Source organism: Eudoraea algarum, from assembly GCF_050589645.1.
Lineage (GTDB): Bacteria > Bacteroidota > Bacteroidia > Flavobacteriales > Flavobacteriaceae > JBNGOQ01.
In genome coordinates, this window is sequence record NZ_JBNGOQ010000002.1 from 744,215 (window position 1) to 758,052 (window position 13,838).

Consider the following 13,838-nt stretch of genomic DNA (forward strand, 5'->3'; position numbering starts at 1 on the left):
GGCGTGATTCATTCCCCTCCTTGTCAAGGAGGGAGCTTAAATAGGGCCCCTTTTCTAACTCAAAACACCCATGTGAAACAGCACTAAAGCTCCTCCCCTGGATCAGGGGAGGTGGATTCCGGCCGAGCACAGCGAGCGTCAGGGGACGGAGGGGTCAAACCCACAGCCTTTTGTATTTCTATAAAATATAGTCTGTACTGATAAAGTTGGAGAGCTTCATCTCCAGCAGTTTTTCCAAAATTTCGTTATTCAGCTCATTGTCTTTGGAAGCCACAAAGGTCCGAATGGAAAATGACCGAAGCGCATCGTGGACGCTCAAGGTGGCCACGGCAGAATCTTTTCTCCCGGTAAACGGATATACATCGGGCCCTCTTTGACAGGAACTGTTCAAATTTACCCTACAGACCAGGTTGGCCAAGGTATCAATCAAGGGTGCCAGTTTGTATACATCCTTCCCGAACAAACTCACCTGCTGCCCGTAATTGGATTCGGCCATATCGTCCAAAGGCTCTTGGATATTTTTAAAGGAAAGGATAGGGACCACCGGGCCAAATTGTTCCTCCTCGTACACCTGCATGTCCTTGCTCACAGGATAAAGGGCCGCGGGCCATATAAAATTATCATAATGCTCCCCGCCCTTTTTGTTGAGCACCTTGGCTCCTTTGGCAACAGCATCATCAATGAGCTCCTGGATGTACCCAGGTTTTGCAGGTTCGGGCAGGGGTGTTAATTGTACTCCTTCATCCCAAGGGTTTCCAAACTTAAGTGCATCGATCGCTTCGGAAAACTTGCGGTTAAACTCTTCCACGATAGCCTCATGGGCGTAGACCACTTTTAAGGCGGTGCACCGTTGTCCATTGTAGGACAAGGTTCCCGCAATACATTCCTTGATGGCAAGGTCCAGGTCGGCATCAGGGAGGATTATGGCCGGGTTTTTGGCCTCCAAGCCCAGGACCAAACGCAAACGATTGCTTTTGGGATGTTGGTTTTGTAGCGCATTGGCAGACGAGCTATGCCCTATGAGTGCCAAGACATCTACCTTTCCTGTTTCCATGATGGGTCCGGCGATGGCCCTGCCTCTGCCGAACAGAATATTGACCACGCCTTTGGGAAAACTTTCCTGAAAGGCTTCTATAAGCGGAGCAATTAACAAGACTCCATGTTTGGCGGGCTTAAAAATTGCCGTGTTACCCATAATGAGGGCGGGAATAAGTAAAGTGAAGGTCTCGTTCAAAGGATAGTTGTATGGACCCAGGCATAGCACTACGCCCAAAGGTCCTCTGCGTATATGGGCATAGACACCCCCGTTTTTTTGAAATTTCGCCGAATTACGATCCAACTGTTTATAATCCTCAATAGTGTCCTGGATGTACTCTACCGTACGGTCAAATTCTTTTTCAGAATCGGGAAGGGACTTTCCAATTTCCCACATCAACAACTTAACGATCTCCTCCCTTTTGGAACCCATTTTTTCAACAAAGGTCTCCATACAAGAGATCCTGTCCTTTACACGCATGGTGGGCCATGTGCCTTGGCCTTTGTCATAGGCCTGTAGGGCTGCTTCCAAGGCCTCATAGGCCTCCTTCTCCCCCATGGTGGGGATACTGCCCAAAAGCGTAGGTGCATAGGACGCTGTGGAAGAAATGGTGGAATACACCTCCGAGGTTTCCCCATCCCATTTCCTGAGTTCCCCATTCACCAAAAAGTTCCTTTGGTGCAAAGGAGCCTTAATTTCAAACTTCTCCGGTATTATAGATTTTGTGCTAATCATAATATGTTCTCTTAGTGTTTGGCTATCCTACGATAGATTGAAATAGATTCAAAGTACTAAAGGTGCTATACAATAGGTTTCATAGCGGTCATGGAGGCACGCAATCTAGCGCCTACAATTTCAACCGGATGCTCCCTAAGGGCTTTGTTTACCGCTATTAACTTCACATTATCCACACCATTGTCCTTACTTTCCCCATAGTGCTTTCCAATGACGTCCGTATCAATAGTCTTCATAAAATCGGCCAACAAGGGTTTGCATGCATGATCGAAGAGATAGCAGCCATATTCGGCTGTGTCCGATATTACCCGGTTCATCTCGAACAGTTTTTTCCGCGCTATGGTATTGGCGATCAAGGGGGTCTCATGCAAGGATTCGTAATAAGCCGATTCTGCGATAATGCCCGACTCCGTCATGGATTCAAAGGCCAGTTCCACTCCGGCCCGAACCAAGGCTACCATTAATACCCCATGGTCATAGTATGCCTGCTCCGAAATAGCATCATCACCCGCAGGAGTCTTCTCGAAAGCGGTCTCGCCTGTCTCTGCCCGCCATTGCAACAGGTTTTTATCGTCATTGGCCCAATCTTCCATCATGGTTTTTGAAAAATGGCCCACCATAATATCGTCCATATGTTTTTGGAACAACGGACGCATAATGTCCTTAAGTTCCTCGGAAAGGTCAAACGCCTTGATCTTTGCTGGGTTGGACAAGCGGTCCATCATATTGGTAATCCCTCCATATTTAAGGCCTTCTGTAACCGTTTCCCAACCGTACTGGATCAATTTGGAAGCATATCCGGCATCTATTCCCTTTTCGATCATTTTATCAAAGCACAGTATGGAACCGGTTTGCAGTAGGCCGCATAAAATGGTCTGCTCCCCCATAAGGTCCGATTTTACCTCGGCAACGAAGGAGGACTCCAGCACACCTGCCTTATGTCCTCCGGTACCGGCGGCATAGGCTTTTGCCTGTTCCAGGCCTTTTCCTTCCGGGTCATTTTCCGGATGTACCGCAATAAGTGTGGGCACTCCAAAACCTCTTTTGTACTCCTCTCTCACTTCTGAGCCGGGACTCTTGGGAGCCACCATAATCACTGTAAGGTCTTCCCGTATCTGCATACCCTCTTCCACAATGTTGAATCCATGGGAATATGAAAGCGTAGCACCCTTTTTCATTAAGGGCATTACGGCACTTACCACGTGGGTATGCTGCTTGTCGGGGGTTAGGTTTATGACCAGGTCCGCAGAGGGGATCAGGGTCCCATAGGTATCTACGGTGAAGCCGTTTTCCTTTGCATTCTTATAGGATTGGCGCTGTTCCTGAATCGCTGCCTCCCTTAGGGCATAGGAAATATCCAGGCCGGAATCGCGCATGTTCAATCCCTGATTAAGCCCTTGTGCGCCACAGCCCACAATGACTATTTTTTTTCCTTTTAGGGCGTTTACACCATCGGAAAACTCGCTAGATTCCATAAACCTGCATTTTCCCAACTGATTCAGTTGCTCCCGTAGTGATAGTGTATTAAAGTAATTTGCCATTTTCTAAACTCGTTTTGGTTGTATTGATTAATTGTTCTGAAATTCTTCCAATATTGCGCTTATACGCATAGGCGATTTGGTTACCGTAATCCGTCCCGAACGTACAAATTGCATAATGCCGTATGGTTTTAAATGCTGGTACATCTCATCAATCTCTTCCCGCCTGCCCGTTTTGGCCAAAACAAAAAATTCCCTGGATACGGTTACGATTTGTGCATGGCTCTCCTTAATGATATTTTGGATCTGTCGCTCGTCGAACAGCAGATGCGACTCGATCTTGAAAATTGCGGATTCTTGGTATATAGTTTCCTCATCCGTATGATAAAAGGCCTTTATGACCTCGATCTGTTTTTCGATCTGTGCCACAATTTTTCTCGTCCAATCTTCCGTTGTGAACACAACTATAGTAAATTTTGAAACATGTTCAATTTCTGATTTCGAGACATTTAAGCTTTCAATATTAATGTGTCGCTTTAAGAATATCCCAGATATCCTGTTCAACAGGCCAACGTTGTTTTCCGAATATACCGATATGGTAAACCATTTATTCTCCATAATTTTCCATTTGAATACGTCTAAGGGGAACCGTACCGACCTAGGGTCAAACAACTGGTACTACACTCTTTTTTGACGACATCATTATACGTTTGTTTTATTTGTATTTTTTCGTACGGCAACAATCAATCCGGTGGACCAATTCATTTTTATGAGATTGAAGTCGGTCCTCGCTTCCAAATAGGCAATTAACCCATCTACATGCTTCCGATGCCCCTTGGGCCAATTGGGCTGCTCCTTCATATCGTCGATTACGTAAAAACCGCCCAAATTCACCAAATCCAGTACCTCCTCAATTTCACTGTATTTTCCGGGCCACGCGTCTGCGAAGACCAAATCAAATTTTTGGCCTTGATAACCCTTGATCCACTCCGTGCCATCGGAACATACGATAGTAACACGTTGGTCCTTCCCAAAATAGCCTCGGGCAATGGCCGTTAGCCCTTCATCATTGTCCACCGTAATAAGGCAGGAGTCCTTATCCATTCCATCTACCATCCAGGACAGTGACAGACCTATGCCCGTCCCAAGTTCCAGAAAGTGCGATTGGGGTTTTGCACTGATGAGCGCCTTTAGAAAGGCACCCACATGCATATCGGAAGGCATGGAAAAACCAATTTCCTCACATTTTTGTTGGATCTCCTCATAAATCACGGGTTTGTCCAAAATTATTGCATCATCCATGGATATACGCTTTAGTCCGATGCCTATTTCAACCGGATATCAGATACCGATGCCCCTGATGGGATCATTGGAAATACATTGTCCTCCTTCTCCACGCAAACTTCAAGGAAGTAGGCGTCCTTTGAATCTATCATTTCGGTAACCGCTGCCTTAAGGTCTTTGCGTTCCTTTACCCTTTTTGACGTAATATGGTAGCCTTCGGCAATTTTTACAAAATCCGGATTCGTCATTACGGTTGAGGCGTAGCGACTTTCAAAAAACAGCTCTTGCCATTGGCGTACCATGCCCAGATGATCGTTGTTCAACACCACAATCTTTACGGGGACCTTATTCTGAAAGATCGTTCCCAATTCCTGAATGGTCATTTGGTAGCCCCCATCACCTATGATTGCAACAACCTCTCTATCCATGGCGCCCATCTTGGCACCTATGGCTGCAGGAAGGGCAAACCCCATGGTACCCAGTCCGCCAGAAGTAATACTACTTTTGGATTGTTTGAACTTGGCATACCTGCAGGTTACCATTTGGTGCTGGCCCACATCGGTAACAATGACCGCCTCGTTTTTTGAGGCCTGGTTAATTTCGGCAATGACCTCTCCCATCGTTAGGCCCTCTTTTGTAGGGTGAAGGTCCTTTTTGATAACGGCATCGAACTCGACTTCATATTTTTTCTTGAACTCGTTGTGCCATGCTTCATGCTTGTTTTCCTTTACCATAGGCAACAATAGCTCCAGGGTCTCCTTGGCATTTCCAAGAACCGCCACATCTACCTTTACATTTTTGTCGATTTCTGCAGGGTCTATTTCGAAATGTATAACCTTGGCCTGCTTGGCATAGGTGTCCAAATTTCCGGTTACCCTATCATCAAAGCGCATCCCGATGGCTATCAACAAATCGCATTCATTGGTAAGAACATTAGGGCCGTAATTTCCATGCATACCTACCATCCCCACATTAAGTGGATGGGCGGTGTCCAATGCTGATAGGCCCAAAATGGTCCATGCCGCAGGAATGCCCGCCTTCTCTACCAAAGCTCTCAACTGATTCTCGGCCTCGCCCAAAATTACCCCCTGACCAAAAATGATATAAGGTTTCTTGGCCGCATTGATCATGTTCGCTGCCGTTTCGATGGATCTAAGATCGGGTTTCGGTATGGGCGTATAGCTGCGTACAGCGGTACAAGGTGCATAAGTGAAATCCAATTCGTCAAATTGCGCATTCTTGGTAATATCTACCAGCACCGGACCAGGCCGGCCAGATTTAGCTATGTAAAAGGCCTTTGCCATAATTTCCGGTATCTCGGAAGCTTTGGTAATCTGGTAGTTCCATTTCGTGACCGGTGTGGAAATCCCAATGATATCGGTCTCCTGAAAAGCGTCGGATCCCAATAGATGCCTTGGGACCTGACCGGTAATGCAGACCATGGGCGTGGAATCGATCTGGGCATCTGCCAGGCCGGTTACCAAATTAGTGGCTCCCGGGCCCGAGGTTGCCATTGCCACCCCTACCTTGCCTGTGACCCGGGCAAAGCCCTGGGCAGAATGTGTAGCTCCCTGTTCATGCCTTGTAAGCACATGTGTTAAGCTGTCCTGGAACTTATATAATTCATCGTATATGGGCATAATGGCGCCCCCTGGGTACCCGTAAATTAAATCTACCCCCTCTGCCAACAGGCAATGTATAATGGCTTCCGCTCCACTGATCTTAATGGGGTTTTGTATAGCTTGTGCCTTTTTCCGTTCTTTTATCGTTTCCATAATCCCAAACTTAATGGATGTTATATTTCATCGGTAACACAGCCTTGGGAGGCCGATGAAACCGTTTTTGCATATTTGTAGAGACTTCCTTTCTTTACCTTAAGGTCCGGTTGTTTCCAGGTCGCTTTTCTGGCATTTAATTCGGTTTCGGACAGTGCCACGAAAATTTGGTTCTTTTCGGCATCGATGGTAATCATATCACCGTCTTGCAATAGCCCTATGGTACCTCCATCCTGGGCCTCGGGAGCTACATGTCCCACTACAAAGCCGTGTGTTCCCCCGGAAAAGCGCCCATCGGTGATCAAGGCAACGTCTTTGCCCAGTCCCGCACCCATGATGGCGGCAGTGGGTTTCAACATTTCGGGCATTCCGGGTCCCCCCTTGGGGCCTTCATATCGAATGACCACCACATCGCCTTTTTTTACCTGACCCTTGCCTATGCCCTCGTTGGCTAAAAATTCGTCATCGAATACCTTCGCAGGACCTGTAAAATGAAGTCCTTCCTTGCCTGTTATTTTTGCTACAGCGCCTTCCTCGGCCAAATTTCCGTACAGAATACGGATATGACCGGTTTCCTTGATGGGCTGGTCCAGGGGCTTAACCACTTGCTGTCCTTCCGATAGATTGGGCACATTGGCCAAATTTTCGGCCACGGTCTTCCCGGTAATAGTGAGGCAATCACCATGGAGCATGCCATGCCCCAGCATAAATTTCATTACGGCCGGTGTACCACCCACTCGGTGTACATCTTCCATCAGAAATTTTCCGCTAGGCTTCAAATCGGCCAAAAAGGGTGTTGTATCGCTTATTTTTTGAAAATCATCAAGGGTAAAGTCTATTTCTGCCGCCTTGGCAATGGCCAAAAAGTGAAGGACGGCATTGGTTGATCCGCCCATAACTGTAATAAGGCGTACGGCATTCTCCAAGGATTTTCGAGTGATGATATCGCTGGGTTTAATGTCTTTCTCGAGCAAGTGGCGCAATGCCCTTCCTGAGGCTATACAATCCTCAGCCTTTTCCTCTCCAATCGCCGGATTGGAAGAGTTGTATGGCATGGCCATGCCCAAGGCTTCGATGGCCGATGCCATGGTATTGGCCGTATACATACCTCCGCAGGCCCCTGCGCCAGGACATGCGTTCTGGATAACATTCTTATAGGCTGCTTCGTCTATGGTACCTGCCACTTTTTCCCCCCAGGCCTCAAAGGCCGAGACCACATCCAATTTTTTACCATTGAGGCAACCGGATGCTATGGTACCACCATAGACCAACACTGAAGGTCGGTTTAATCGGATCATGGCCATCAATGCTCCCGGCATGTTCTTGTCGCATCCAACTACCGTAATCAATCCGTCATAGTTCATGGCTTGGACCACGGTTTCCATGGAATCTGCGATGATATCCCTTGAAGGCAATGAATATCGCATCCCGTACGTGCCCATGGAAATTCCATCGCTTACACCGATGGTGTTGAAAATGAGACCGATCAGATGCTGGGAATTTACCCCTTCCTTCACCTTGGTGGCCAAATCGTTCAAATGCATGTTGCAAGGGTTGCCTTCATATCCCGTACTACCTATTCCAATCAAGGGTTTTTCCAAATCCCTGTCCGTAAGGCCAATGGCGTGCAACATGGCCTGAGCGGCAGGTTGGGTAGGATCCTGGGTAACGTTTTTGCTGTATTTGTTCAGTTCCATTAAAGGGTTTGCTAGCTATTGGTAAATTCTATTGCATACTATCTATCATTCAAAGATATATCTTTCCAATACCCTATAATTTTAACAATGTTTGTTGGTTCAAATTCAATTTTGGAAATATCTTATTAAACTACTGATAATCAGAAGTATACTCACGTATTTAATATCATATTCAATACGTTATCCGCTCGGTGGATTAACTTCTTTTGACATGGCAAGGGACCAATTATTTCTTTAAATTTGCGTATGACAAATTCAATTCCCCAAAGCATAACCCGCCAACGCAGTTTTTTCGAGACCCAGCGGACCAAAGAACTTTCTTTTAGAAAAAATGCGCTTAAAAAGCTCCGCCAGGAAATCGTAACACGGGAAGATGCCATTTGCGAGGCTATCTATGCAGATTTTAAGAAACCTCGATTCGAAAGCTTGGGGACAGAAACACAATTGGTGCTCGGGGAACTGAATTTGGCCCTTAAGAATTTGGAGCTTTGGGCGCGACCCGAAAGCGTATCGTCTCCTTGGCTCAATTTCCCTTCCACGGACAAAATCTACAAGGAACCTTACGGTACCGTTTTGATCATTGCGCCTTGGAACTATCCGTTCCAATTGGTGTTTGCCCCGCTCATCGGGGCCTTGGCCGCCGGAAATACCGCGGTAATCAAACCTTCGGAAATTACGCCCAACACTTCACGCATAATCTCGGAAATTGTCACTTCCGTATTTGAACCGGAGCACGTATTGGTCGTAGAGGGTGGAATACCTGTTTCCCAAGAGCTCTTGGCCGAAAAATGGGATTACATTTTCTTTACCGGAAGTACCCACGTGGGGAGGATTGTCTATGAAAGTGCTGCTAAGCACCTGTGTCCGGTAACCTTGGAACTGGGTGGGAAGAACCCTTGCATTGTGGACAAAACCGCAGCGATTTCCCTTGCGGCAAAACGCATCGTTTGGGGTAAGTTTTTAAATGCTGGACAAACCTGTATTGCCCCGGACTATGTTTTGGTCGAAGCCGAGGTGAAGGATCAATTGGTGGCGGCACTAAAAACCTCCATTAGGAAAGCGTACGGGGCGGACGTGGAGGCATCCACCGATTTTGCCCGTATGGTGAGTCCGCAACACTATTCAGGATTGAAGGCGATGTTGGAGGAATCCGATATCCTTTTTGGTGGGGAGACCAATGACGCGGACAACTACCTTTCCCCGACGCTCGTAGACGAACCCGACTTGAACAGTAAATTGATGGCGGGAGAAATTTTTGGCCCCATTCTTCCCATCATTTCTTATACTGGAGCGCAGACCTTGCACAAGTATCTTAGCCACTATGACAAACCCTTGAGCACCTATGTGTTTTCCAAATCCAGGTCTTTCCAAAAAAATATCATTAATTCCTATAGTTTCGGCGGTGGTGCCATCAATGATACCATGATGCAGTATGTGAACAAATCGCTCCCCTTTGGAGGTGTTGGTGCTAGCGGTATTGGTGCCTACCATGGAAAAAATTCCTTTGACATCTTCTCACACCGAAAGCCGATGGTAAAAAGGGGCAATTGGATAGATATTCCCTTGCGTTATCCGCCCTATCGGCTGTCCACAACGCTTGCCAAACAATTTAAAAGGCTCTTTTAAGTCCTATAGTGTCAATACCAGTTTAAAGGAAAGGGAATCCCCAAACTTTTTTTGAGCCAAAACGGAAATCGATCTTTCAGATAATTGGGCTATTCTTGGGTATCCACCCGTGGTTTGCCCATCCTTCATTAATATAATCAACTTCCCTGCGGGGGTAAGCTGCATGGTTCCGGGGAGTGTTGCGGAAGTAAGCATGGCCATGTGATGTCCGACTAGGGTCTCTTCCAATTGATAGGCCATTCTATTGTTCTCCTTGGCAACGGTAAAGTCCTTAGAGAATAAAGCGGCCAAATGGGCATCGGTCAACATTTCGTACTCCGGACCCTTAAAGATTTCCAAGGCGCCACCTTCCGATATCGGCGGGACCTTAAGTTCCTCTATTTTGGGTTCAAAGCCTTTGGAAGCGTTGAAGGGAACCTCGCTTTTGTCGCTTAGGCAGGCGTGGGGGGTCAAGGGTTTAAACAGCGAACGGCTGCCTAGGACCATAGGGGTCCTGAAACCTTCCTTTATTGCCAAGTAGGCTCGTAGACCTCGCTCTAGTTTACCATAGGATAAAAGATCTCCAGCACGCACCTTGTACACCTTGTAATTTTGCACGGGAGCGTTGTTAAGGGTGGCAGACATCTCCGCGCCGCCCAAACTAATATAGGTATCTTCCTCAAATTCCAGTGTGGGGCCGGTCATGGTAATTTCCAGAAGGGCGGCATCAGGCGTGTTTTCCAACAAACGGTTGGCCATAGCTGCAGAAATCATGTCCATAGCACCAGAAATGGGCACTCCTTTATCACGAAGGCCATATCTCCCGGCATCCTGAACGGTTGTAAAAAACCCTGATTTAAGTACCTTAAGCATCCACCAATCGTTTTTCCAATTGAAAAATCCCTACTTCCCCTTCGATCTTGTGCAGGTCGTATTCGGCCCTCGAAATAGCATAGAATTGAATTTTATCGCCCACACTGACAAAACAAGGGTCGTCCTTATTGATATTAAACATGGGTATAGGACAGTTTCCAATTATATTCCACCCTCCAGGGGAGTCCTGGGGATATATGCCCGTCTGTTTGCTCGCCAGACCTACAGAACCTTTTTCAACCAGCAGCCTCGGAGTGGTTCGTCTTGCCACCTCCAAGGATTGTGGCAAACCTCCTAAATACATGAATCCAGGCAGAAAACCAATGCCATAAACCGTATAAGTGTGCTGGGTGTGCAAGGTTATTATTTCCGAAATACTTTTCCCCAAACGATCGGAAACTTCGGAAAGGTCTATTCCAAATGCCTTGTCATAACAAACAGGGAGACGCCACAAAAATCGTGGCACGTCCTGGGTTTCCCCTTTATTCGCATACCACTCCTTTAAGTGTTGACTGAAATTTTCAAAATCTATAGGTGTCTCCCTATGGACAAACGTTAGAGAATTATAGGCCGGAATCAACTCCCAATCTTCTTGGGCCAAACAGTGGGCCTTAAGGTGCTGCAAGTACTGGAGAATGTCATATAAAATAGCTTCCTCCACTTCCATAGGCCACTCCACTATAACCGCGTGGGCTCCAAAGGGTTTTATGGATATGGTATAGGTACTCACTTTAAAATGTAGATCGCATGTTTGGGTAATGAAGACGAAAGATACATTAATATTTCCAAAGCTGTGGGGGTATCACCATGTATACAATAGGTATCCGCCAGAATTTTAACCGTATCCCCCGATACCGTCTTTACCTCTTGTTTTTTTATCATGGGGAGCAGGTGGGCCAATACCTCTTTCTGTTCTGTGAGCAATGCGTTGGCCTCACTCCTTGGAACCAGACTAAGGTCTGCACGATAATTGCGATCGGCGAAAGCCTCATACTTGAGATCAATTCCCTGGTCAAGGGCCATTTTCGCAATAATTGATCCGTAGGGGGCATAGAGACAGCTTATGGATGTATACGGTGCCACGGCATCGAGAAAGGTCTGCGCCAGATCGGCATCCCGGACAAGGTCATTATATAAAGCCCCATGGGGTTTAATATGATGTAATGACATCCCTTCCTCCCCTACTATGGCCAGTAGGGTTTCTATTTGTTCCCTGATACTACGTGTCAATTGGGTTTTGGGAAGTGACCGGGATATTCTCCCAAAATGTTCACGGTCGGGATAGGAAGGGTGAGCGCCCACTTTTACCCCGTACTTTTTGGCCAATTGCACCACCTCGCGCATACTCTGGGTATCTCCGGCATGCCCACCACAGGCAATATTGCAGGAAGAAATGAGCGGTAGTATGGCTGCCTCATTCCCCATACCTTCTCCAAGGTCACAATTAATATCAACACCTGTTTTTTCCATTTAAAAAAGTCCAAATACCTTGGTAATACTTTTGACCCCCAAAAGTAAGGTGAGGGCTATAATGCCAAGACCAAGAATATTCTGTAGCCTTGTGTTTTTATGCGCACCCAATACAGAGGACTTGTTCATAATCCATAAAAGCAGGATTGCTATTACCGGCAGGAGTATGCCATTCGCCACCTGGGCAAATTTTATGACCTCAATGGGTTTTATATCAAACGATAGGAAAAACACGCCCAGTCCCAAGATAATCATCCAGACGGTCTTGAAGCGTTTATCCCTCAAATTGGCTTTCCAGCCAAAACAGCTATTGGCTACATAGGCGGCGGCCAAGGGCGCCGTTATCGCAGAGGTAATTCCAGCGGCAAACAGTCCAATTCCCATAAAATACTTGGCAGCATCGCCATACAAGGGTTCCAGGCTCCTGGCCAGATCCATGGCATCCGTAATCTCTTTATCGGGAATGTTTGTGGCAGTTATGATTATGGCCATAGAGACGATCCCGCCCAAAAGAATGGCCCAAACGGTATCTCTTTGCGCGGTCCCCAGATCGTTTTTCGATTTCCACTTTTCACTGACCAATGAGGCATGCAGAAACAGGTTATAGGGCACCACAGTGGTCCCTACCAAAGCTATAACAGCCAAAGTGCCTTCGGTCGGGAAGGTGGGGACAAACATTCCTTTCAGGATTTCCATGACATCGGGACCCGTAATCACCGCTGTAACGAGAAAGGACAGACTCATTAAAATAACCAAGGAGACCAGGACGCGCTCCAAGGTTTGGTAATTTCCAAAATACAACAGGGCAAAAGCACAAAGCCCGATAATTAATGGGTAATAATCCGAAAATTCATGGCCAAAGATAGCCTCCAGGCCTAGGGTAGCACCCCCGATATTGCCCCCTTCATAAGCGGCATTCCCAATAACAATGGCTACGAGAATTGTACCCAGGACCAGATGTTTTATCCAAGGTACCCTCAATTCCTGTTTTATAACGTCTGCAACCCCTTGCTGCGTAATTATGCCCAATCTGGCGGACATTTCCTGCAATACTATGGTGGCCAAAACGGAAAGTAACATGGCCCATAGCAGGGCATATCCGAACGCAACGCCGGCCAGGGTGCAGGCGGTAACCGTTCCAGGACCTATAAAGGCCGCCGCCACCAATACACCGGGTCCTATTTTTTTAAACATTGGGGTAGGATTGGGTTTTTCTCATGATGTAAATATAGCGGGTTTGGGGCTTTCCCAACCACGGTCCACGTCCATTTTTTTAACATAAAAGATGCCGTTCGTCTAAAAAAATGCAGTTCGTCTAAAAGTGGGATGTCATACGTCGAGAGAACATAATAATCCAAAAAAGTGACGGTTATACTAATCCCGAACCTAAATTAACCTACTTAAATGACATGTATTGAATGCAGCAGGGAACTCAGCTATATTGACCATAAAAATGCCATGGACACCTACGGGGTAGAACTATGTGCAAGACATCAGTCGCGTATGGACAAGCTGATGCGAAAAGAAAATACCCCTTTGGAAGCCATACAGCTGTACTATGGCCTTAAGCTTGCCGGGGTAAACCCCATGTTGGAATGGTGGGATGGCAACAAATCCGTTGATATTGCCATTTCCCGAGTAAAACTGAACATAGAAATTGACACGGAATACCATATGATTACCCATGATCAGGCCATGAATGACCTGGAAGAGGCCATGCACTCGTTCAAAAATGGATTTACCACTATTCGTATTCCACACGTATTGATCAAACATTACCTAAAAGAGACCGTCAACAACCTATTGGGAATAATTGAGGGGTTAAAGGCGAACATCAAGGTAATCTAGGAGTTTTAGATAGCAGTATTGACAAGTAATTTGTACA

General features: G+C 46.6%; 12 protein-coding genes. 2 read left to right on the forward strand and 10 right to left on the reverse strand.

The window, feature by feature from the left end:
• Positions 1-178 precede the first annotated feature (178 nt).
• The 6 genes from ACRD67_RS09720 to ilvD all read right to left on the reverse strand — a co-directional run bounded on the left by ACRD67_RS09720 (position 179) and on the right by ilvD (position 8,005).
• A complete protein-coding gene (locus ACRD67_RS09720; RefSeq protein ID WP_430966942.1) occupies positions 179-1,771 on the reverse strand; it encodes an NADP-dependent glyceraldehyde-3-phosphate dehydrogenase in 1,593 nt (530 codons plus the stop codon).
• A gap of 65 nt (positions 1,772-1,836) precedes the next feature.
• Positions 1,837-3,312: a ketol-acid reductoisomerase gene (gene ilvC / locus ACRD67_RS09725; protein WP_430966943.1), complete on the reverse strand. Its 1,476-nt coding sequence runs from the start codon at positions 3,310-3,312 to the stop codon at positions 1,837-1,839.
• 27 nt (positions 3,313-3,339) lie between these two features.
• The gene (ilvN, locus tag ACRD67_RS09730) at positions 3,340-3,867 is read right to left on the reverse strand and encodes an acetolactate synthase small subunit (RefSeq protein WP_430966944.1); all 528 of its coding nucleotides are present in this window, start codon (positions 3,865-3,867) and stop codon (positions 3,340-3,342) included.
• An 84-nt stretch (positions 3,868-3,951) separates the two neighbouring features.
• Complete coding sequence (locus tag ACRD67_RS09735) at positions 3,952-4,551, reverse strand: O-methyltransferase (protein WP_430966945.1); 600 nt, start codon at positions 4,549-4,551, stop codon at positions 3,952-3,954.
• A 23-nt stretch (positions 4,552-4,574) separates the two neighbouring features.
• Complete coding sequence (gene ilvB / locus ACRD67_RS09740) at positions 4,575-6,308, reverse strand: biosynthetic-type acetolactate synthase large subunit (RefSeq protein ID WP_430966946.1); 1,734 nt, start codon at positions 6,306-6,308, stop codon at positions 4,575-4,577.
• A 20-nt stretch (positions 6,309-6,328) separates the two neighbouring features.
• Positions 6,329-8,005, reverse strand: a complete 1,677-nt coding sequence (gene ilvD, locus ACRD67_RS09745; RefSeq protein ID WP_430966947.1) for a dihydroxy-acid dehydratase — start codon at positions 8,003-8,005, stop codon at positions 6,329-6,331.
• Between the two features lie 246 nt (positions 8,006-8,251).
• On the opposite strand from ilvD, the gene ACRD67_RS09750 reads away from it, so the two are divergent.
• Positions 8,252-9,631: an aldehyde dehydrogenase gene (locus ACRD67_RS09750; RefSeq protein WP_430966948.1), complete on the forward strand. Its 1,380-nt coding sequence runs from the start codon at positions 8,252-8,254 to the stop codon at positions 9,629-9,631.
• Positions 9,632-9,634: 3 nt separating this feature from the next.
• On the opposite strand, the gene ACRD67_RS09755 is transcribed toward ACRD67_RS09750, so the two are convergent.
• Genes ACRD67_RS09755 through ACRD67_RS09770 form a run of 4 tightly spaced genes read right to left on the reverse strand, consistent with a single transcriptional unit; the run spans position 9,635 to position 13,147 of the window.
• A complete protein-coding gene (locus ACRD67_RS09755; RefSeq protein ID WP_430966949.1) occupies positions 9,635-10,483 on the reverse strand; it encodes a 5-oxoprolinase subunit C family protein in 849 nt (282 codons plus the stop codon).
• On the reverse strand, positions 10,476-11,213 hold the full coding sequence (pxpB, locus tag ACRD67_RS09760; RefSeq protein ID WP_430966950.1) for a 5-oxoprolinase subunit PxpB: 738 nt from the start codon (positions 11,211-11,213) through the stop codon (positions 10,476-10,478). The genes ACRD67_RS09755 and pxpB overlap by 8 nt, the downstream gene beginning before the upstream one ends.
• Positions 11,210-11,953, reverse strand: coding sequence for a 5-oxoprolinase subunit PxpA (gene pxpA / locus ACRD67_RS09765; protein WP_430966951.1), 744 nt, complete (start codon positions 11,951-11,953; stop codon positions 11,210-11,212). The genes pxpB and pxpA overlap by 4 nt, the downstream gene beginning before the upstream one ends.
• Positions 11,954-13,147, reverse strand: coding sequence for an Nramp family divalent metal transporter (locus tag ACRD67_RS09770; RefSeq protein ID WP_430966952.1), 1,194 nt, complete (start codon positions 13,145-13,147; stop codon positions 11,954-11,956).
• Between the two features lie 210 nt (positions 13,148-13,357).
• Here ACRD67_RS09770 and ACRD67_RS09775 point away from each other — a divergent pair, with 210 nt between their 5' ends.
• The gene (locus tag ACRD67_RS09775) at positions 13,358-13,801 is read left to right on the forward strand and encodes a hypothetical protein (RefSeq protein ID WP_430966953.1); all 444 of its coding nucleotides are present in this window, start codon (positions 13,358-13,360) and stop codon (positions 13,799-13,801) included.
• Positions 13,802-13,838 lie beyond the last annotated feature (37 nt).